The organism is Pelobium manganitolerans (assembly GCF_003609575.1).
In the GTDB taxonomy this organism is placed as follows: Bacteria; Bacteroidota; Bacteroidia; order Sphingobacteriales; family Sphingobacteriaceae; genus Pseudopedobacter; species Pseudopedobacter manganitolerans.
Genome location: NZ_MBTA01000004.1, coordinates 140,011 through 161,047 on the forward strand (window position 1 = coordinate 140,011; position 21,037 = coordinate 161,047).

General features: G+C 41.2%; 20 protein-coding genes and 1 riboswitch. Of the genes, 7 read left to right on the forward strand and 13 right to left on the reverse strand.

Annotated features, from left to right (window positions below):
- Window positions 1–40 precede the first annotated feature (40 nt).
- The 3 genes from BCY91_RS04675 to rlmF all read right to left on the reverse strand — a co-directional run bounded on the left by BCY91_RS04675 (window position 41) and on the right by rlmF (window position 2,145).
- Window positions 41–454, reverse strand: coding sequence for a c-type cytochrome (locus tag BCY91_RS04675; protein WP_120180857.1), 414 nt, complete (start codon window positions 452–454; stop codon window positions 41–43).
- 186 nt (window positions 455–640) lie between these two features.
- Window positions 641–1,105, reverse strand: coding sequence for a COG3650 family protein (locus tag BCY91_RS04680; RefSeq protein ID WP_120180858.1), 465 nt, complete (start codon window positions 1,103–1,105; stop codon window positions 641–643).
- 41 nt (window positions 1,106–1,146) lie between these two features.
- Window positions 1,147–2,145 carry a 23S rRNA (adenine(1618)-N(6))-methyltransferase RlmF gene (rlmF, locus tag BCY91_RS04685; RefSeq protein ID WP_120180859.1) on the reverse strand — a complete coding sequence of 333 codons (999 nt, stop codon included), beginning with the start codon at window positions 2,143–2,145 and terminating at the stop codon, window positions 1,147–1,149.
- Between the two features lie 351 nt (window positions 2,146–2,496).
- Here rlmF and BCY91_RS04695 point away from each other — a divergent pair, with 351 nt between their 5' ends.
- Window positions 2,497–2,946 carry a DinB family protein gene (locus BCY91_RS04695; RefSeq protein WP_120180861.1) on the forward strand — a complete coding sequence of 150 codons (450 nt, stop codon included), beginning with the start codon at window positions 2,497–2,499 and terminating at the stop codon, window positions 2,944–2,946.
- Window positions 2,947–3,377: 431 nt separating this feature from the next.
- Here the strand turns inward: BCY91_RS04695 and secDF are convergent, their stop codons facing one another.
- The 7 genes from secDF to BCY91_RS04730 all read right to left on the reverse strand — a co-directional run bounded on the left by secDF (window position 3,378) and on the right by BCY91_RS04730 (window position 12,087).
- A complete protein-coding gene (gene secDF, locus BCY91_RS04700; protein ID WP_120180862.1) occupies window positions 3,378–6,338 on the reverse strand; it encodes a protein translocase subunit SecDF in 2,961 nt (986 codons plus the stop codon).
- A 98-nt stretch (window positions 6,339–6,436) separates the two neighbouring features.
- Window positions 6,437–6,967: a dihydrofolate reductase gene (locus BCY91_RS04705; RefSeq protein ID WP_120180863.1), complete on the reverse strand. Its 531-nt coding sequence runs from the start codon at window positions 6,965–6,967 to the stop codon at window positions 6,437–6,439.
- Window positions 6,968–7,190: 223 nt separating this feature from the next.
- Entirely contained in the window at window positions 7,191–7,556 is a 366-nt protein-coding gene (locus tag BCY91_RS04710) for a methionine-R-sulfoxide reductase (protein WP_120180864.1), read from the reverse strand.
- 44 nt (window positions 7,557–7,600) lie between these two features.
- Window positions 7,601–7,837 (reverse strand): cysteine-rich CWC family protein, encoded by a 237-nt coding sequence (locus BCY91_RS04715; protein ID WP_245989002.1) that lies wholly within the window; start codon window positions 7,835–7,837, stop codon window positions 7,601–7,603.
- Between the two features lie 73 nt (window positions 7,838–7,910).
- Window positions 7,911–10,277 carry a ribonucleoside-diphosphate reductase subunit alpha gene (locus BCY91_RS04720; RefSeq protein ID WP_120180865.1) on the reverse strand — a complete coding sequence of 789 codons (2,367 nt, stop codon included), beginning with the start codon at window positions 10,275–10,277 and terminating at the stop codon, window positions 7,911–7,913.
- 81 nt (window positions 10,278–10,358) lie between these two features.
- Window positions 10,359–11,327 carry a ribonucleoside-diphosphate reductase small subunit gene (locus BCY91_RS04725; protein WP_120180903.1) on the reverse strand — a complete coding sequence of 323 codons (969 nt, stop codon included), beginning with the start codon at window positions 11,325–11,327 and terminating at the stop codon, window positions 10,359–10,361.
- Between the two features lie 101 nt (window positions 11,328–11,428).
- Window positions 11,429–11,639, reverse strand: a riboswitch (cobalamin riboswitch).
- A 94-nt stretch (window positions 11,640–11,733) separates the two neighbouring features.
- Window positions 11,734–12,087, reverse strand: coding sequence for a septal ring lytic transglycosylase RlpA family protein (locus BCY91_RS04730; RefSeq protein WP_120180866.1), 354 nt, complete (start codon window positions 12,085–12,087; stop codon window positions 11,734–11,736).
- A gap of 168 nt (window positions 12,088–12,255) precedes the next feature.
- On the opposite strand from BCY91_RS04730, the gene BCY91_RS04735 reads away from it, so the two are divergent.
- On the forward strand, window positions 12,256–14,283 hold the full coding sequence (locus BCY91_RS04735) for a sensor histidine kinase (RefSeq protein ID WP_120180867.1): 2,028 nt from the start codon (window positions 12,256–12,258) through the stop codon (window positions 14,281–14,283).
- A 14-nt stretch (window positions 14,284–14,297) separates the two neighbouring features.
- On the opposite strand, the gene BCY91_RS04740 is transcribed toward BCY91_RS04735, so the two are convergent.
- Both BCY91_RS04740 and BCY91_RS04745 read right to left on the reverse strand, forming a co-directional pair.
- Complete coding sequence (locus tag BCY91_RS04740) at window positions 14,298–14,987, reverse strand: head GIN domain-containing protein (RefSeq protein ID WP_147387909.1); 690 nt, start codon at window positions 14,985–14,987, stop codon at window positions 14,298–14,300.
- A gap of 47 nt (window positions 14,988–15,034) precedes the next feature.
- The gene (locus tag BCY91_RS04745) at window positions 15,035–16,672 is read right to left on the reverse strand and encodes a M1 family metallopeptidase (protein ID WP_120180869.1); all 1,638 of its coding nucleotides are present in this window, start codon (window positions 16,670–16,672) and stop codon (window positions 15,035–15,037) included.
- A 97-nt stretch (window positions 16,673–16,769) separates the two neighbouring features.
- Between BCY91_RS04745 and BCY91_RS04750 the strand changes: the two genes are divergently transcribed.
- The 5 genes from BCY91_RS04750 to cysM all read left to right on the forward strand — a co-directional run bounded on the left by BCY91_RS04750 (window position 16,770) and on the right by cysM (window position 20,370).
- Window positions 16,770–17,564, forward strand: coding sequence for a HipA family kinase (locus BCY91_RS04750; RefSeq protein WP_394341546.1), 795 nt, complete (start codon window positions 16,770–16,772; stop codon window positions 17,562–17,564).
- A complete protein-coding gene (locus BCY91_RS04755) occupies window positions 17,542–17,925 on the forward strand; it encodes a DUF3037 domain-containing protein (protein ID WP_120180871.1) in 384 nt (127 codons plus the stop codon). Before BCY91_RS04750 ends, BCY91_RS04755 begins: the two co-directional genes overlap by 23 nt.
- Window positions 17,926–17,994: 69 nt before the next feature.
- Window positions 17,995–18,558, forward strand: coding sequence for a DUF4142 domain-containing protein (locus BCY91_RS04760; protein WP_120180872.1), 564 nt, complete (start codon window positions 17,995–17,997; stop codon window positions 18,556–18,558).
- Between the two features lie 121 nt (window positions 18,559–18,679).
- Window positions 18,680–19,498: a serine O-acetyltransferase EpsC gene (gene epsC, locus BCY91_RS04765; RefSeq protein WP_120180873.1), complete on the forward strand. Its 819-nt coding sequence runs from the start codon at window positions 18,680–18,682 to the stop codon at window positions 19,496–19,498.
- Entirely contained in the window at window positions 19,495–20,370 is an 876-nt protein-coding gene (gene cysM, locus BCY91_RS04770) for a cysteine synthase CysM (RefSeq protein WP_120180874.1), read from the forward strand. The genes epsC and cysM overlap by 4 nt, the downstream gene beginning before the upstream one ends.
- Before the next feature lie 42 nt (window positions 20,371–20,412).
- On the opposite strand, the gene BCY91_RS04775 is transcribed toward cysM, so the two are convergent.
- Window positions 20,413–20,979, reverse strand: a complete 567-nt coding sequence (locus tag BCY91_RS04775) for a T9SS type A sorting domain-containing protein (protein ID WP_120180875.1) — start codon at window positions 20,977–20,979, stop codon at window positions 20,413–20,415.
- Window positions 20,980–21,037 lie beyond the last annotated feature (58 nt).

Below are 21,037 nucleotides of genomic sequence, written 5' to 3' on the forward strand. Positions count from 1 at the left end.
ACGCCTGCGTTTCCCTTTTTTGTTATAATCTCTCTAAAACTTAATTTTTTGAGGCCATATTAAGCGGTTTTTTATTGCCGTTATGGCAGGTTACACATTGTATGGCCGCTATCTGGTCGTTTCCTTCGTGCTCTTTGAAATATTTCTTGTTGATTTTGTTGGTCATCCGCATCATATCACGCGCTACTTCTTTGTGTTCTTTTTCATCACTAGCAAAATCTAACCGTTTTGGGTTGTCTTTAGATCTGGCGTGGCAAAAATCGCATTTAACACCTAAAGCGGTTTTAAAATCGTCCATAATTTTATCCAGTTCTTCATGGCTGATGTCTTTAGGCAATACCTTTAAATTTTTCGCTTTCGGCTCGTCCTGTTGCTTAGCCGGAACCATAGCCGCTAAACTGATGATGCCAACAATGGCACTTAAAAAAAGAAAAGGTTTTAAACGGTTTTTCATCTCACATAGTTTTAAATCAAAAAATTAGATCTGCTTGCTTGCGCGAAAGGCAATGATGATCTGTTTATTTATTGGTGTGCCATCTGTCAAAGATTTGCTGTGGATAGCACGTAACCAAGATAAAGAAAGCAGGAATACATTTTCAGAAAAATTTCTAATCTAGAATGAATCTTCGTTTTAAGCAAGTTAAGGGTTTGGAAGATTTGTTTGAGCATTGCCCACAAACGCTCCACAACCGTTAAGGATGGAAGCTTGTTGCGCCCGGTTTTTCTGATAGCTTACCTTAAGTGTATAGGGATAAATTTTATCAGACATGCCGTCGCTGCAATCGCCTTTACGGATATTAAGCATCAATTTCTGCCCGTTTTCTTCGGCGGTAAAATTTTGGACACCGTTTATCGTATGTGGAATAGGCGTTTTTACAATTATGCTATCTTCCAATAAGTTTAGTACAATTTTTTGTTCAGAAATCTCTAAACCCCAAAATGGTTCTGTACCGCTTCCGCGGAAATATACTTCACTACTTTTAACAGTGTCGGGTTTTAGCGGTTTTGGCCCTGGCTGTGAATTTTTAACTTGGGGTGAATTTTGGTTGCAGGCGCAAATTGTTCCAAAAAGTGTAAGTAAAATGCTGTAAAGGATAGTTTTCATAAAATAAAGCCTATCCTTTTTTTAGCAAAAGCGATACCGTTTTAATCTTCGCTATCGGGTTTTGCGGCTTCGCCATTGCTCGGGAACCAGTGTTTTCGCTTTTCTGCAGGAATAAAAGTCCAGGCCAAAATACGGCTCACCTTATTGCCTTGCCCCATCGGTTTAACTTTAACATCGGCAGCGCCAAGTTTTTCTAAAAGTTTTTGTGCGCCTTTTAAATTTTCATGGTTAGATATAAGTGTGGTAAACCATAAGCACGATTTCCCGAACTCTTCGCTCTGGCGGATCATGTCGTTTACAAATTTCCCTTCACCTCCGTGGCACCACAGCTCATGCTCTTGCCCGCCAAAATTTCTTTTTACCTCATTAACTGGCGTTTTGTTAAGGTTAGACAGTTTTTTTAACGACGCATTTTGCGCCTCGGTAAGGGTGGCGTAAAAGGGTGGATTGCAGAATGTGGCGTGGATACGTTCTGTTTTTTCGATTGCGCCGGGCAATATATTTTTAGGGTTAACTTGCAACCTCAACTTTATTTTTGAAGCTAAGGAAGGGTTGGCATCCACTATTTTTTGTGCAGCGTCAATAGCCTCTTTGCTGATTTCCGAGCCTATGAAAGTCCATCCGTACTCATGCGTACCTATTAGCGGATAAACGCAGTTGGCGCCAACGCCAATATCCAAACATTTAATTTGTTTACCCGTAGGTACTTTCCCGCCATTGGCCAAGGCCAATAAGTCGGCTACGTTATGCACATAATCTGCCCGGCCCGGAATTGGCGGACAAAGAAAGCCTTCTGGGATATCCCAACTTTTCACATCGTAAAAATGTTGCAATAAAGCCTTGTTTAATGCTTTTACCGCATCTGCATTTGCAAAATCTATGGTTTCTGCACCGTGTTCGTTCACTTTTACAAAGGTGGCTAGCTCTGCGTTCGCTTTTATCAGTTCTTGTAAATTGTAGCGTCCGTGGTGCTTGTTGCGCGGGTGTAACTGTGATTTTGCTTTTTCTCTGCCTTTCTTTTTAGCGGTGGGTTTTGCCATGGAATCAAATTTTTGCGCAATTTACCATTTTATTAGGCTTGTGCGGCTGTTTATTAGGCATATTTATATGTTCGGGAATTTCTTACGATATTTATAGAGGATTTATGAGCTACAAATTGGACCGCAAAAATTTAAGGCACAAACCGCTGAAGAAGCGGCGGATCATGCGTCTTATTATCAGAAGTTGACGTGGCAAGAACGTGCTAAGATTGCACATTATTTGAATTGTAGTGCCTTCAATTTTCCGTTAGATAACCCTCCAAAACTGGACCGTACAAAATTTAAAGCGAGGGGGAGAGATTAGCGGACTGGGTTTCCAAATTTGGAGGCGAAGAAGAAACTGTGAATCAAATGAAAGCATTTTTTAAAGAAGCCTTAGTTTATAATCACGATACCAATCAGCAATTTGCGCGTTTGCTTACGGAGAACCAAGGTTTAGAGCGTGCACATGAGCTTTTTGGCCATATTTTGAGCGCCCATCATATTTGGAACGCCCGATTGCAAGCAGTTACTCCTCAATTTGCTGTATGGCAAAACGTTTCGGCAGGGGACTATGCAGTTGTTGACAAGGAAAACTATGGTGCTAGCATCAGCATTTTGGATAACGTGGATTTGGAGGCTATCATTGCTTACAAGACTACTAAAGGCGATGCTTTTAAAAACCGTGTGCGTGACGTGCTTTTCCATGTCATTAATCATAGTACTTACCACCGCGCGCAAATTGCCAGCGAGTTCAAAAGAGCAGGCTTGGGTGTGCCCGCTTCTGATTGGATCATGTACAAACGGAACCTTAAAGGTTAGATGCTATTAAGTTAAGACTTTTTTACGTCATCCGAGGTACGAGAAATCTCACAAGCACGTCTGAATATCGCATTTTTTGAAACCTATTTGTGAGATGTTTCACTATCGTTCAACATGACGCCTCTTTTAACTTATTAGCATTGCATAGAGGTTAAAGAAATAAACCCCGCTGAGTTTGCGCCAAAAAAAGTCTAAAAATTAGAAACCCGCATCGCTGTTTAAACACCGAGCCCGCGTTTCATAAACGGGATTGCAGCGGATACCGGCCTGTGGCTAATGCCGTGCGTGGGATTAAGCGCCGCCGAGCAGTATGAGCGGAAAGCGCGGCTGCGGTGGATAAACGGCAAAGCAGCACCTTTTCAAAACCACATTAAACAAAAAAGCTCCTGAGTGTTTTACCCAGAAGCTTTTTCTTAAACAACACAAATAGTTTAGGCTTTTTGGTCGTCTTTTTCTTTGATGATATCTACCACAATTGGCGTTGCCACGCAAATGGAAGAATAAGTTCCAAAAATTACCCCGATTAATAGGGCGAAAGAGAAACCTCTTATGACCTCGCCACCGAAGATGAACAATACTGCCAACACGAAAATTACGGTTAGCGCGGTGATTACGGTACGGCTTAAGGTGCTGTTAATGGCATCGTTAATTACGATAGACATTTTATCTGTTTTAGCGTGGTGCGTTGCTAAATACTCGCGCACACGGTCAAACACCACCACGGTATCATTAATAGAATAACCGATAACGGTAAGGATGGCCGCAATAAACGCCTGATCGATATCTAAAGAGAACGGTAAAATTCCGTTAAATAGCGAGAAGAAGGATAGCACCAACAAAACATCGTGCGCTAAAGCTACTGTGGCCCCTAAACCATAAGTCCATTTTCTAAACCTGATGAAGATATATAGCCCGATAGCAATGATAGAGAATAGTACAGCGTAAATTGCCGAAATTTTGATGTCGTTAGCTATAGTTGGACCTACTTTTTGGAAACTTTCGATACTACTTTTATTGTTGGCTATTTTAGCTAAGCCTTCTTTAAGCTTTGCTTCTACCACTTGGTCTGCATTAGAAGAGTGGTCGTTTATTAGGTATGGAGTTGTAATCCTTACCTGATCATTGCTACCAAAAGTTTTTACTTCAGAAGCCACGCCAAATGATTCGTTAACCGCTTCACGAACATTTTCTGTAGTAACCGTTTTCTCAAATTTAACAACATAGGTTCTGCCGCCTTCAAAATCTACACCAAAAGAAAAGCCTCTTACAACCATAGAAATAATACCTATAGTGATGAAGATGCCCGAAATGATATAGAAAATTTTACGTTTTGCAACAAAGGCATAATTGGCGTTTTTAAAGGTATGGTCGCTCCAAGGGTTAGAGAATTTAATCGGCATTTCTTTTTTCAGCATCCACTCAAAAATCAATCTTGAAATAAGGATGGCAGAGAATAAAGAGGTTACGATACCGATAATTAAGGTAGTTGCAAAACCTTGTATTGGTCCCGAACCGAAAACGTATAAAATAATACCGGTTAATAGGGTAGTGATTTGCGAGTCTAAAATAGACGGCATAGCGTGTTTATAACCGTCTGAAATGGCTAAACGAATAGATTTACCCAAATTCAGCTCTTCGCGTACGCGTTCGTAAATCAACACGTTGGCATCTACCGCCATACCCAAGGTTAGCACGATACCCGCTATACCCGGCAAAGTGAGCACCGCACCTAACGATGCCAGTACGCCCATCAGGAAGAATACGTTGGTAAACACAGCCACGTTGGCTACGGTACCGGCGCGGTTATAGTAGAACATCATAAACACCAATACTACTAACAAGCCCACCACAGATGAGGTTAAACCTGCGCTGATGGCTTCGGCACCTAAAGACGGACCTACAACAGCCTCTTGAACAATTTTTGCCGGTGCAGGAAGTTTACCCGCTTTTAAAACGTTGGCTAAATCTTTTGTTTCTTCAACGGTGAAGTTTCCAGAAATAGATGAAATACCGTTAGGGATTTCGCCAGAAACGCGCGGAGCGGTATACACTGCATTATCCAAAACAATGGCTACACATTTATTATCATCTTCACTTGATGGCGAACCTGCCGCTTGTGCAGTAATTCTTTTCCAAGCACGGGCGCCGTCGGTTTTCATTACCATTACCACCTCTGGGTTACCACGTTGGTCAAAATCTTCACGTGCATTTGAAATAACGTCGCCAGATAAAGCTGGTTCGCCGTTGGCTCCGGTAGCTTTAATGGCATATAGTTCAAATACTTTATTGTCTGGCGCGGTTGATTTAACGCCCCACATTAATTTTAAGTTGCTTGGGATTAAAGAGGCGATATCTTCTTCTGCAAAAATGGCGTTTACTTTGGCGGTATCGCTTTCTAAAGCATAACCTACAGTTGGTCCCGGGCGCAAACCTTGTTGGCCGTTAGCGCCTTGGAACATGGCAGGCGTTAACAAGGCAAACAATGGGTTTGATTTTGCCAACGCGTTTACATCTGCAGAATCTTTTGAGGTGCTGTCTTTTTTAGCACTTAACAAAGCGGGTTTATCTGCTTTAGCAGATGTTTTTGCGGTATCTGCCGGAGCAACTTTAGCCTCTGTTTTTGGTTGCTTAGCTGCTAAAATGTTGTTGATATTTTGCATCAACGGGAAAATCTCTTGATTATCGAAAGTTTCGTAAAACTCTAACTTGGCCGAACCTTGCAATAATTTACGCACCCTTTCTTTTTCGGTAACGCCCGGAAGCTCTACCAAAATACGGTTGCTGCCCTCTTGTAACTGGATGTTAGGCTGGGTTACACCAAATTTATCAATACGGGTTCTTAAAATGTTGAAAGAACGCTCTACAGCAGAGGTAGATTGTTTCTCTAAAAACTTTTTTACCGCGGCATTAGAGTCGCTCATTTTTACATCCTCAGCGTTTTCTCTGGTTGCAAAAAAAGCAGCTAATTTACCGTTAGGGTTTAGCTTTTCGTATTCAGAAACAAACAGACTTACCAATCCTTCTTGCGAAGTACTTAGTTGGTCTTCTGCATTCGCTAAAGCTTTATTAAAAGTTTCATCGGTTGGATTGTTGGCTAAACTTCTGATCAATGCAGATAATTCTATCTCCATTGTAACGTTCATACCGCCTTTCAAATCCAAACCTAGTGGGATTTCTTTTTGTTTTACATATTGATAGGTATGGCCTAAAATTGGGTAAACGGGTTGGTTAGATATAGAATCTAAATATCTTTTTTCTTTAACCGGATCACCATTGGCATATTCTTTGGCATCGTTTTCTACCTTATTGGTAACAAACGTAAAAGAAAGTGCATATAAACATAAAAGTGTAAGTACAATTGCTGCAAACTTAATAATCCCTTTGTTTTGCATTTTTTTTAAATGATTTGAGTAATTCTGCTGTTTTTATTCAAGATGGCAAAGCTAATTAAATTTTTGTTTTATAAAATCCCTTAGGATTAATTTATTAGCTAGTGCTTTTGTAGTATCAGAAAAGTATAATTGAAGACGTGCTTTTCGTCTTGATGATGCTCCTGACGCCATTTTACTTCCCAATCTTTAGCGTTTAATTCTGGGAAAAAAGTATCGGCGCCACCTATTGTATCTACTTTTGTCAGGTAAACTTGCTGGGCAAAATCTAAGGCCTGCCGGTAAATTTCTCCGCCGCCTATCACAAAAAATTCTTCTTCTTTTTCGCAAGCTTTTATAGCATTACCTAAGTTATCAAATACTTCAACACCAGGTATTTCCAGGTCTTGTTGCCTGCTGATGACGATGTTTCTCCGGTTTGGCAAAGGTTTGCCCAAAGAATCGAAGGTTTTGCGCCCCATAATGATGGTATGCCCAGAAGTTACTTTTTTAAAAAACTTCAAATCGTTTGGCAAATGCCACATTAATTGGTTGTTTTTGCCGATGCCGTTTTCGCTGTCTGTAGCCACTATCATGGACAGGCCTTTGAACTTTCCCGTGGGGAGCTCGGTTTGGTCCGTATTATCTTGCATGGTTTGTTTAGGTTTTTTGTATAAAGCCAAATATAATGTTTTTGGAGTTAGATGTGAGATATGAGACCTTGTTGAGGTACGGCATTAGATGCTTAAAGAAGCCTCATCTTACAGTCATCCTTCGTTCATCTTACATTTAGGCTATTAAATTAGATGCGCAATAAGGGAAAGCTTTACGAAGCTTTTTGGGTCTTCGTAAAGCTACAATTTTAAACCTTTTTTGCTAAGTATTTGCCGGAATAAATTTCATGCTGATGGAGTTCACGCAGTGGCGGGTGTTTTTTGGTGTAAAGCTTTCCCCTTCAAAAACATGCCCCAGGTGTCCGCCACAATTGGCGCAAACAATCTCTATACGCCGGCCGTCGGCATCTAAAACGCGTTTTATGGCGCCGGGGATTTCATCATCAAAACTTGGCCAACCGCAGTGCGATTCAAATTTGTCTTCAGAGCGGTACAGCGGCGCATTACATTGCCTGCAAACATAAGTTCCTGCCTCTTTCATGTTGGTGTATTCGCCTATAAAAGGACGCTCGGTACCTTTGTGTAATATCACGTATTCCTCTTCGGGAGTTAATTTATTAAGTTCCATAATCTGTTTTTTTTATGAGTAAACATCAAGAAACATGCTAAACCTTAGTCGAGCCATAAGCGGCGGTATTCTTCTTTTAATTCTGTAAGGCATTTTGCACATAAGCAACCATCAAAATGCTCAGAAACATATTGCACTTCGTTTAAATCTAAAGTGACGGTGCTGCACTGGCATTGCGTATAATTATTGGCTTTGCATTCTATTTTTGAATGGCAACGCTCGCAAATAATAATTTCGTGTTTGGTGTACTTGCCTTGTCCGATTGTATGTTCTTCTTCCACAATCAAAGGTATCAATAACAAAAAGAGTCCGGCAGCAAAAGCTCCGAACTCTTAAAACTATGATTTTTTAAATTTAGGCACTGCAAGAAAGGCAACCTTCTTCCATGCTGCAACTTGCGCCTTCTGGTATTTCTACGGCATTTTGCTGTACAACCGGATCAATTTCTTTTACCGCCTGGCTTTGCACGCTAAATTTAATTGCTTGGCTGGCTGCCTGCGTACGCAAATAATACATACCGGTTTTTAAGCCTTTTTTCCAAGCGTAAAAATGCATTGACGTTAGTTTTGAGGCAGTAGGTGCGCTCACAAACAGGTTTAGCGATTGCGATTGGCAAATGTAAGCGCCTCTGTCTGCCGCCATATCAATAATGGTACGCATTTTTATTTCCCACACGGTTTTGTACAAATCTTTAATGTGCTGCGGAATGCTGTCGATATTTTGTACAGATCCGTTTGCCAAAATGATTTGCTCTTTCATCTGGTTGTTCCACAAGCCCAGTTCCACTAAATCTTTCAGCAAATGTTTATTTACTACCACAAACTCGCCACTTAAAACCCTGCGCGAGTAAATGTTGGAAGTATAAGGCTCAAAGCATTCGTTATTTCCTAAAATTTGAGAGGTAGAAGCCGTAGGCATCGGCGCAAGCAACAACGAATTTCGCACGCCGGTTTCTACGACTTGTTTACGTAGTTTTTCCCAATCCCAACGTCCGCTGGCAGGTTTAACGCCCCACAAATCAAACTGGAATTTCCCTTCTGATAAAGGTGAGCCTTTAAAGGTCTCGTAAGCACCTTCTTTAACTGCCAAATCTGCGGAAGCTTGCATAGAAGCAAAATAAAGCGTTTCAAAAATGTCGATATTCAGTTGTTTGGCCGCTTCGCTTTCAAAAGGCATCTTCAAAATCATAAAAGCATCTGCCAAACCTTGTACCCCTAAGCCGATAGGGCGGTGGCGGAAGTTAGAGTATCTGGCTTCTTCTACCGGATAATAATTATGATCAATAATGCGGTTTAGGTTAATGGTGACCTGATAAACCACCTCGTATAGTTTTTGGTGGTTAAATGCACCGTTTTCAATATAAGCAGGTAAAGAAACCGATGCCAAATTACATACTGCAACCTCATCTTTGGAAGTGTATTCTAAGATTTCGGTACATAGGTTTGAGCTTTTGATGGTACCTAAATTCTTTTGGTTTGATTTGGCGTTGGCCGCATCTTTATACAAAAGATATGGTGTTCCGGTTTCTATCTGCGCATCTAAAATGGCAAACCACAATTCTTGTGCTTTGATAGTTTTGCGCGCCCTGCCTTCTTGCTCGTACTGGGTGTAAAGTTTTTCAAACTCATCGCCATAGCAATCTGCCAAACCCGGTGCTTCATGCGGACAAAACAGGCTCCATTCGCCATCTGCCTCTACACGTTTCATAAATAAATCCGAGATCCAAAGTGCATAAAACAAATCGCGGGCACGGTTTTCTTCTGCGCCGTGGTTTTTCTTCATATCCAAGAAAGCGAAGATATCGGCATGCCAAGGTTCTAAATAAATGGCAAAAGCACCTTTACGCTTGCCACCGCCTTGGTCCACATAACGTGCCGTATCATTAAATACTTTTAGCATAGGCACAATGCCGTTGCTGGTGCCGTTTGTGCCGCTAATGTACGAGCCCGTAGCACGTACGTTGTGGATACTTAAACCGATACCTCCCGCGCTTTGTGAAATTTTAGCGGTTTGCATCAATGTACCGTAAATACCCTCAATACTGTCGTCTTTCATGGCTACCAAAAAGCAGCTGGACATTTGCGGTTTAGGCGTAGATGCGTTAAACAGCGTTGGCGTTGCGTGGATAAACCACTTTTCGCTCATTAAAGTATAGGTTTTAATTACGCTTTCTAAGTCATTTTTGTGGATGCCAACGGCCACGCGCATAAATAAATGTTGTGGGCGCTCGGCAATTTTACCGTCTATTTTTAGCAGATACGAGCGCTCTAAAGTTTTAAAGCCAAAATAATCAAAGCTAAAATCGCGGTCGTAAATGATGGTGCTGTCTAGCAGTTCGGCGTTTTGGTCAATAATGTCCATCACCTCATCAGAAATTAAAGCGCCGCTTTTGCCATTCTTTTTGTCGATATAACCGTGCAACATCCGCATCGTTTCCGAAAAAGATTTCACGGTGTTTTTGTGCAGATTGGATACTGCAATGCGCGATGCCAACAAAGCATAATCTGGATGGCGGGTAGTTAAAGATGCGGCCGTTTCTGCTGCTAAGCTGTCCAGCTCGGACGTGCTTACACCATCATACAAACCGTCGATTACTTTTTTTGCCACCTCAACCGGATCTACATAGTCTTGGTTAAGGCTGTAGCTTAATTTCTCTATCCGAGAAGTAATTTTGTCAAATTTTACGGATTCTTTTCTTCCGTCTCTTTTTATTACAAACATGATTTATGGTATCAAGTATTGAGTATTGGGTAGTGAGTAGTGCGTATGTCTTGCTACTTAATATTACGTCTGATGTCTCTCTTAAAAATCTTCTTCCAAAGAAAATGCTTGGCTTCCGGCGTCGCCTATTACGCCGCTTTTTTGATAGTCGCCAACGCGTTTTTCGAAGAAATTGGTTTTGCCTTGCAATGAAATCATCTCCATAAAATCAAACGGATTGCTGGCTTTATATATTGCCGGATAGCCTAATTCTATCACCCATCTATCAGCAACAAATTCGATGTATTGCTGCATTAAGCGGGCATTCATGCCAATCAAATCAACCGGAAGGGCGTCGGTAACAAATTCTTTTTCGATAGTTACCGCTTCTTGGATAATTTCATAAACCTCTTGTTGGCTTAATTTGTTAGCGAGCATACCATATAAAAGGCAGGCAAATTCGCAGTGCAAGCCCTCATCGCGTGAAATTAATTCGTTGCTAAAGGTTAGCCCCGGCATTAATCCGCGTTTTTTAAGCCAAAAAATAGAGCAGAAACTACCGCTAAAAAAGATGCCTTCTACTGCAGCAAACGCAACTAAACGTTGTGCAAAAGTTCCATTTTCTATCCAACGTAAAGCCCATTCGGCTTTGCGTGTTACGCACGGAACAGTTTCTATGGCGTGCAATAAATGGTTTTTTTCTTTCGGATTTTTGATGTAGGTATCAATCAGTAAAGCATAAGTTTCCGAGTGGATGTTCTCCATCATAATTTGGAAACCGTAAAAGCAGCGTGCTTCTGGCACCTGAACTTCGCTCATGAAGTTGATCGCTAAATTTTCATTGACGATACCGTCGCTAGCGGCAAAAAACGCAAGCACGTGGCCAATAAAATGCCTTTCGCCATCCGTTAGGTTGTCCCAATCTTTTTGGTCGGCAGATAAGTCTATCTCTTCGGCGGTCCAAAAACTGGCTTCGTGGCGTTTGTACATTTCCCAAATAGCGGGATAGTTGATGGGCAAAATAACAAAGCGGTCTTTGTTTTCTTTGAGCAATATTTCTTCCTGTTGCATTTCTAAAGCTTTTAAATTAAACAAACAGGAGTTGACAAAAGATAGCATGGCCCTTGCACGGGCAACACCGGGTGCTTTTATCAAAACCTTTTACGTGAAAGTCTTGAAAAACTTATTTGGCAGGTCTCCTGGCTTTTCTGTTCACAAAACGCCTTCCCATTAAAAACAGTGGCTTTTTGTTTTGCAAATGTTTGACGTTGCCCCGGAAGCAACGAAACAGAATCACAGTTGCATCGTCAGCCCGTGGTTTTCACACGGTTCCCTTTTAATTTTGGCTATTGATGCCAAAAACCTAAATAAGGATTGTTAAAGAACTGTGGTAAAGCTAAGCTTTTTGGTACGAGGGGCGGTTAAAAATTTTTAAACAGGAACTATGGTTTTCCACATCTTTTGGCAGAAAGTGGTTTTAGGGAGTTTCGTAAGTGATTTTGCAAGGCACAACACCTTTGCCGTATAAACCTAGTTCTTTTGCGGCGATGCCAGAAACATCAATAATTAAACCTTTGCCAAAAGGGCCACGGTCATTTATTACAACGGTAACTTGTTTGCCATTGTTTAAGTTGGTGACCTTTACCTCTGTGCCAAAAGGCAAGGTTTTGTGCGCCGCGGTATATTCATTTGCCCGATAAACCGCACCACTGGTGGTTTTACGGCCCTCAAAGCGTTTATGATAATAGGTGGCTTTGCCTGTTTTAGAAATGCTATCTGCTGGAGCGCTTAACGTTAAAATGTTTAGCAATGCTACGGTAAGTAAACCCATGTGCCTAAGTTAGAAAAAATCAAAATTTCTGCAAAATTTCGCAGTTTTTACCAATCAAATTCAAATTAATGTTAACGGAAGTGTTGTTTATTTATTTTACGTTCAGTTACTTAACTAAAGTAAAAATACCTTAATTTAGACGCCAGAAAAAATTTACGCTCCTATTTCATGAAAACACGCGTTCTTGGCTCCGGATTTCCCCGGGTAGCTGGCATCGGTTTATTGTTTGTATGGCTCTTTAGCGCTATTGAAAGCAAAGCTCAATCTGCCTTAGCTCAAAAACTTGAAGTGATTGACAGCCTTGTTTTAACCGGCGAAAGAAAATTGGCCTTAAAGGAACATCGCTCTATTGATGTTAAAAAACTGAAAGCGCCAGAACAGAAAGCGAAATATTATTTGCAAGCATCGTCTTTAGAACAACTGGATTATGAACATGCTGCAGAGCTAGCCAAAGAAGCCGTAACAATTTTTGACAATACACGGTTTAGAAAGCAAAACCCCGATTTATATTTTAAAGCCTTAGTAATTAATGGAGAAGCTAATTATCACCGTAAAAACTATTTGGTGGCCTTAAACTATTTTGTTGAAGCAAAAAGTCTGTTAAAAGATGGTGATTGCAGGAATGGCGTTTTATTCGGAAAATTTGCCAACATTTATTTCGGACAGAAAAATTACGAGAACGCCGCGAAATATTACATCAAATCATACCATACCCAGTTGATATGTGACGGAACATCCGATATCAAACCCAGTTACTTTTTTAGGGGTATGGCGTTAAATAACGCAGGCTTCAGTTATTTTAAAAATGGCCAGCTGGATAGTGCCACTTATTATTATAACAAATTTGAAGAAGACATTAATGACCAGCTCCAAAAAAAGAAAATAACCCAAGGTTACGCCAATATTTTACGCACCATATTATATGATAATAAAGGCGGCCTGGCGCTGGCACATGAGGATGCGGGCTTGGCCGCATCTTATCTTGAAAAAGCTATAAACATGCCCGTGCAGGGGGATGACTTTTTAAAAGTACCGCCTTTTTTAAAGCTGGCAAAGCTTTATACCCAAAGCGGGCAGATAAAGGATGCCGAGCATGCTTTAAAAAGCAGTATGGCCATCATTAGCCGGTTTAAAGAACAAAGCCAACAATATTATCCGTTATGGGTAAAACGCAAAGCAGAATTATTTAAGAAGACAAAGCAGGCCGATAGCACACTGGCTTATCAAGAGAAATACATTGTGCTGCATGATTCTGTAGATGCTGCCGAACATGAATTATATTCCATAGACGTAGCAAAAGAGCTGGAAATGATTCATCAGCGTTTTGAGCTTAACCAGCTTAGGCAAGATGATAAAGTGCGACGGATGTACGTGGCAGGTTTAATTGAGTTTGTGCTTTTTATAGCCATTATTTTTGTATTGGTTTATCTGCATTTGCGAAAAACAAGAAAACTGCATCAAGAGGCTGTACAGCAAAATGAAACTATTAAAACCACCATTGCTGATTTAGAACGTGCCAATAAAAACTACATCCGCATTATGCGTGTAATGGCACACGATTTACGGAATCCGCTGTCTGGGATGACGGGTATAGCTTCGGCCTTGTTATATGAGGAAGAGCTGGATGAAGAAAGTAAAAAGCTACTGAAGCTAATTGAAACTACCGGACTACATTCTATTGAAATGATTAACGAGCTTTTAAAAACTGGGCTGGGCGATGAGGAAGCGCCGGTAGAGACGCAAGAGGTTGATTTGGTGGCATTAGTTTACGATTCTATGGAGCTGTTGCAGTTTAAAGCGAAAGAGAAACAGCAAAACATAGTTTTTGATAACAAAACTTTAGACCCAATTTTTGCGCAGGTTAATTACGAGAAAATATGGCGCGTGGTAAACAATTTGATTGTTAACGCCATAAAATTTAGCTATGCTAACAACGATATACACGTTGGCGTTACAGCATACAACGTCAGTACAGTTGTTTATGTGAAAGATAAAGGCATGGGCGTGCCAGAACAAGATAAAGACAGCATTTTTGATATGTTTACCAATGCTAAAAGAACAGGCACAAATGGCGAGCAAGCTTTTGGTTTGGGCTTATCCATCTCCAAAAAAGTGATGGAAAAACATCAAGGAAAAATTTGGTTCGAGAATAATATTGAGGGCGGTTCCACTTTCTTTTTAGAGTTTCCGAAATAAGTCCCGTAATTATATTACATAGGGCTAACCGTGCCTTGGCCTAGTTTGCTGGTTTTAATTTCTGGGTTGCCATTGTATTTTACAGCACCCGGGCCAAGCATCTTAGCATCAATGCTCTCGCTAACTTGCACATAAGCGGTTCCGTTTCCGGCTATTTTTATTTTGCTATTTTCTGCATCAAGCTGCTCGGCGTTGATATCGCCAGAGCCTGCCATTACCAAATTCAATAAACCTGTTTTTCCAGAGAGTACAATATTTCCAGATCCGCTAAGGCTTGCATCTGTAGCTTGGCTTTCTACCGCTGCCACCACCTTGCCCGATCCGCTTAGCTGAATATTTGCTTTCGGTGAATTTAACGCGCCGTTTAAAGTAATGCTGCCCGAGCCAGATTGCATCAGCGCATCTAAGCTTTTAGCCATGATATGAATTTTTACATCACCTAAAGCCACATTCCAATTATTAATGTCGCGTTTGGTACGGATTTTTAAGACCCCATTTTGCACCACGGTTTCTATCCGCTCCACATCTTCTGCAGCGCCCTCAATTTTTAAACCTTCCTGCTCGCCCATACTAATAGAAACAATGCTGGCGCCTGCATTTGCTACGGTATGAAAGTTTTTGATAGGTCGGGTTTCCTGCGCTTTCGTAGCTAAAACAAAAAAAGTGAATAGTGAAGTAAAAAGTAAGGTGCTATATAGTTTCATGTTTGCTATTTTGTTAAAGACGTAAAAAAACGAAATAAGTTGCACGGCTACGGATCTCTTTTAAAATTTATGTAAAAATTGGGTTCTATTTTTAATTGCGAAGCATTGTTATAATCGGCTAAAACGGTCCATGTGGTTTTAGGGAACAGCCATTTGCCGTCTGAAGTTTTGATCGGCATTTCAAAGTTGCTAACATCAGAAAGCCATCTGCACCATACTTTACCGCCTTCATTTTTCGTCTCAAGCGTTGGGATATTTGTGTAATTTAAATATTGTTCAAAAGCAGGAACCAAATTTAATCCGGTTTCCTTTGTTAGGTAAGCAATTATTTCTGTGCCGGTGCAGGTTTTTTTGCCAAACGTGGTGTTAAGGCCGCGCAAAATATTGCGCCACTTTTCATCGTTATTTACCAACTGCCTAATGGTGTGCAGCAAGTTAGCGCCTTTAAAGTACATATCGCCAGAACCCGGGCTGTTTACGCCATACGTGCCAATAATAGGTTTATCGTTTTGCACTAAATTCCTTTGCCCGATAACATAAGCGGCTCCGGCCTCTTCGCCATACCAATATTCGGTAAACAAACTTTCGGCATAAGTGGTAAAGCTTTCGTGCAGCCACATATCGGCTATATCTTTTGCGGTAATGTTGTTGCCAAACCACTCGTGGGCAGATTCGTGCACGATAATAAAATCCCACTTTAATCCCCAGCCGGTGCCAGACAAATCGCGACCGAGATAACCGTTTTTAAATTCGTTTCCGTAGGCTACAGCGCTTTGGTGTTCCATCCCTAAAAATGGCGTTTGAACAATTTTGTAGCCATCTTTATAAAAAGGGTAGGGGCCAAACCAATATTCAAAGGCCTCCAACATTTGCTTTACTTGCTTAAACTGGTTTTTTGCTTTTTCTACATCTTGCGGCAGCACATAATAGTTTAAAGCCAGTTTGCCGTTTAGGCCGTTGTAACTGTCGCTAATTTGAGTGTAAGGGGCAATGTTGGCGCTTATGGCATAGTTATTAATGGGATTTTCAACTTTCCAATCAAAGCGGGTGTAGCCGTTGTTTAGCTCCTTTTTCGCCACCAAACGACCGTTAGAAACCGCCGTCAATCCCTTCTGTACATTTATACTAATCAGGGCGCTGTCCGCTTCATCCGCCTGTTGGTCCTTATTTGGCCACCAGGCACTTGCACCTAAACCTTGGCAAGCGGTTGCAAGCCAATAGCTGTTATCCGCAGTTTTTGAAAAAACCATTCCACCGTCCCAAGGAGCATTTTTTGCTTCATGCGGTTTCCCACTGTAATACACCCTAAAACTATCTTGTGCGCCTGCTTTAATTTCGCGGTCGAATGTTAAAAAAACAGCATCGTATAAACGTTCTACAGGAAGTTGCAGGCCATGGTATTCCACTTTTTGGATGTTTAAATTGGCGAATAAATCAAACTGCAATCTTTTAAAATCTCTAGTGGCTGTAAATTTGAAAAGATTGCTTCCGCTAATGTTTTTCTGTGCCAGGTCAAAAGCTACGTTTAAGTGGTAGAAGTTAATATCGTAGCACGTTCTCAGTGGCGAGTGGATATCGCCGCGCAGACTGTCCGCTTTTGAAAAAGATGACACAAGCTTTTGCGCATTTGTAGCCACTGCAAGCAACATCGTAATAAAAGTAAAAACTGCGCGTAAAGCTTTCATAAAATGGTTACAAGCTTGTAAATATCTAAATTAAGCTTTGCTTTGCGCGATTTTAGCTTCCTTTTTTTGATTTTGCATTTTTTAAAAATAGTTTTGGATGATGGAACAAGCGCCAAATTTGCGCCACGTTAAGGTGATGCGCTACGTTACGCCCCTGCGCGAGGGAGGTTCGATGCCGGCGATAGCCGAAGCTGACGACGATTTTTTGTACGTGCTTAAATTTAGAGGAGCAGGGCAAGGCACCAATGCGTTGATAGCCGAACTTATTGGGGGCGAGCTGGCGCGGAAGCTAGGTTTAAAAGTGCCAGAGCTGGTTTTTGCCGAGCTTGACGAAGCGTTTGGACGGACGGAAGCGGATGAAGAAATACAAGATCTGCTAAAATTTAGCGAAGGACTTAATTTAGCGTTGCACTATCTGTCTGGCGCCATTACTTTTGATCCGGCTGTGGATGCCATCAGCAGTGCCGAGGCCTCGGCCATTGTTTGGCTTGATGCTTTGTTGATGAATATGGACCGCACCGCAAAAAACACCAATATGTTAAAGTGGCATAAAGAGCTTTGGCTGATAGACCATGGCGCTTCTTTATACTTTCACCACAATTGGGCAAGCTGGAAAGACCAAGCGCTATCACCATTTACCTTAATCAAAGACCATGTTTTGCTTAAATATGCCGGTGAAGTGCGCGAGTTTGACCATAAAGCCAAACAATTATTGAATGTTGAATTTTTGAAGAGTTTGGTGGCGCTTATCCCAGACTCATGGCTTGGCGATGCTTTTTTTGAAAGTAAAAATGCTTTTCGCGATGCTTATTTTGAGTTTTTAGTTACACGGATGAACAATTCGGACAAGTTTATTAAAACGATAGAAGATGCAAGAGCAAAACTTGTTTGAGTATGCCGTGATACGCGTGGTGCCACGCGTAGAGCGCGAGGAGTTTTTTAACGTTGGCGTGGTGCTGTTTTGCCAAAAGAAACGCTTTTTGGATGCGCTATTTTATTTAGATGAGCATAAATTGAGAGCTTTTTGTAAAGAAATAGATCCGGAAGTTTTACAGGAGCATTTAAGTGCTTTTAAGGAGATTTGTTGTGGTACGCCTTCAAAATCGCCGATTGCAAGTTTAGATGCGGCATCGCGTTTCCGTTGGCTTACGGCAACGCGCAGTACGGTTTTGCAAAGCTCAAAGGTGCATCCGGGTTTTTGTGAAAATCCTCAACAAAAACTGCAACAGCTGTTTGAGCAAATGGTGAAATAAGGCGGTAATTGGCTTTGGTCTGGTTTTTGGACTTTTCGGTTCTTTTTAAATCAAAAACTATCGAAAGACATGAAAAAGTTAATTTTAATGACCGCAATTGGTTTGGGAGCGCTATCCTTTCAGGCCTGCACCAACCAGCAAGCAAACAGTGATGCTAAAGACAGTTTAGACTCGCTAAACGAGCAGCCGATGGTAGAAACCACCGACGACGGTTCGGAGTTTTTAACCGAGGCAGCCAGCGGCGGTATGATGGAAGTAGAACTAGGAAAGCTTGCGCAAGAAAAATCGGCAAACCAACAAGTTAAAGACTTTGGCAATATGATGGTGACCGAGCATAGTAAAGCAAATGACGAGCTGAAACAATTGGCTATGAGCAAAAACGTATCCTTGCCAGATGCACCGCTGCCCAAACATCAGGATGAAATTGATAAGCTAAAAGAAAAAAGCGGTGTCGATTTTGACAAAGCTTACATTGATTTAATGGTGAGCGACCATAAAAACGATATCGATGATTTTCAGGACATTGTTGATAATGGCAAAGATCAAGGAATTACCACCTTTGCTACTAAAACTTTACCTGTGCTAAAAAAACACCTGGAGGCAGCGCAGTCTATAAAAGACCAGCTGAAATAATTTTTTGAGCTAATTGATGAAAGGCGGCGGTTTAAAATTGTCGCCTTTTTTATTTAAAAATTGCAAAGAAAAAACCAAAGAACACGGCAAAATAAAGTTAATGCCTTAACTTTGGTTTCTGATGAATATACATTTCTTACAATCCCTTTATCAAAGGCAACAGCGCGCACAAGCCATTCCTGCAAACGAAGAAATTGCAAACTGGGCCTTGTCAATCATCGGCTTACTTTTCCCCGAGCTTTCTGATAAAATACACAATTCGGTAAAAGAGATTGAAGAAGAGTTTGATAAGTTAGAGCTGGAGCTAAACCATCTTTTAGATGCTACTCAAGCCTGCAAAGACTGCCATAATGAAGCTATTGCAAAGCAGTTTATAGACAGCTTGCCGCATATTTATGCCACCTTAAAAACAGATATCAGCGCTTTAAACAGCGGTGACCCTGCGGCCAGTGATGAGTTTGAAGTGATTAGAACTTATCCGGGATTTTGGGCCATTGCATTTTACCGCATTGCAAACAGCCTTTTGCTTTTGAAAACGCCATTAATTCCGAGGATATTAACAGAATACGCGCACTCTAAAACCGGGATAGACATACACCCCGGTGCCAAAATTGGCGAATATTTGTGCATAGACCACGGTACGGGCATTGTAATTGGCGAAACAACCATCATTGGGAAACATGTAAAACTTTACCAGGGCGTAACCTTGGGCGCTTTAAGTGTAAGTAAAACGCTTGCCGGCGTAAAAAGACATCCAACAGTAGAGGATAATGTAGTAATTTACAGCGGCGCAACTATTTTAGGCGGCGAAACCGTAATTGGTGCAAACAGCATCATTGGCGGTAACGTGTGGCTTACTAAAAGCGTGCCCGCTAACTCTACCGTTTACCACACCCCCTCAATTAAAGTAATAGAAAATTCGAACCCGCACATATCATGAGCACGCTTATAGATTTAGTTGGAAACACACCTTTAGTAGAGCTGCAAAAACTTAACACAAACCCGAACGTTAAAATTTATGCAAAACTAGAAGGCAACAACCCGGGTGGCAGCGTTAAAGATCGTGCGGCCTTAAACATGATACAGAGCGCTATCTCCAGAGGTGATATTAAGCCCGGGATGCGTTTGATTGAGGCTACCAGCGGAAATACAGGTATTGCTTTAGCGATGATTGCGCGGTTGTTTGACTTGGAAATAGAGTTGATTATGCCAAAAAACTCGACTCAAGAGCGTGTACAAACAATGGAAGCTTTTGGCGCAAAGGTTATTTTGTTGGATGGGATAGAGGCTTGCCGGGATTATGCAGAAGAAAAAGGTGCAAGTGGCGATTATTTCTTATTAAACCAATTTGCTAATGCCGATAATTATCTGGCGCATTACAAATCTACCGGTCCGGAAATTTGGAAAGATACCCAACAAAAAATTACCCATTTTGTGAGTTCGATGGGCACCACCGGAACCATTATGGGCACGTCTATGTATCTGAAAGAACAAAATACCGAAGTACAGATTGTTGGTTGCCAACCTACCGAAGGTTCTTCTATTCCTGGGATTCGCAGGTGGCCAGAGGCTTATCTGCCGAAGATATTTGATGCAAGCAGGGTTGATCGGATTATTGATGTATCTGAACAAAATGCGGTTGAAACAACACGCGCATTAGCAAAAACAGAAGGTATTTTTGCAGGTATGAGTAGCGGTGGCGCTTGTTACGCAGCTTTACAGGTAGCGCGTGAGCTGGAAGAAGGTGTTATTGTTTTTGTAGTTTGCGATAGGGGCGACCGTTACTTGAGTAGCGACTTGTTTGGTCGTTAGCAAAGAGTAAAGAATAAGGATTAAGGACAGGTGTAATCCTATTTAAAGAACAGAAATACGTTTAACTACCGACTCTGAACCGGCGATAATACGCACAAAATAGAAACCGGAGTTGAGTTTCCGATCAATCAAAAACTTGTTGGTTTGCAAGCCCGCGTTCAATTTTTGGTTAAGCAATGTTGATACCTCGTTGCCTAAAACATCTAATATTTTTATCACTACCAATCCGTCTTTTTTTAACGAATAGCTCAAGTTAATTTCATCGGCAACCGGATTAGGGTAAACCTTCACATTATCAATAGGTTTTTGGATATCCAAAGAAACATTGCCTAGGTTTTTTACGCCCTGTGGTTTATTCAGAATGGTGTTATCTGGACCTAAACCGGTTCTGATGGCGGTCATTTTAAACATGAAAGCATCAAAATCTGTTTTAAAAGCATTTTCAAAAACCGGCCGGTTTGGCCTGCTATCTTTAAATTTTAAGGCTGTTTTGTTTAGGGTGGTATCTACACCAGAAATGTGAATGCGCGCTAATGCCGGTGTTACAGTTGCAAAAAACACAACTATCACAAAGCAAAGCAACGCGTTTTTGGTGTATTTATTTTCCATCGTCTTAAACAAAAGTATAAATTAAATCTTTAATATTTCAAAATAAGGTTTGCGTTAG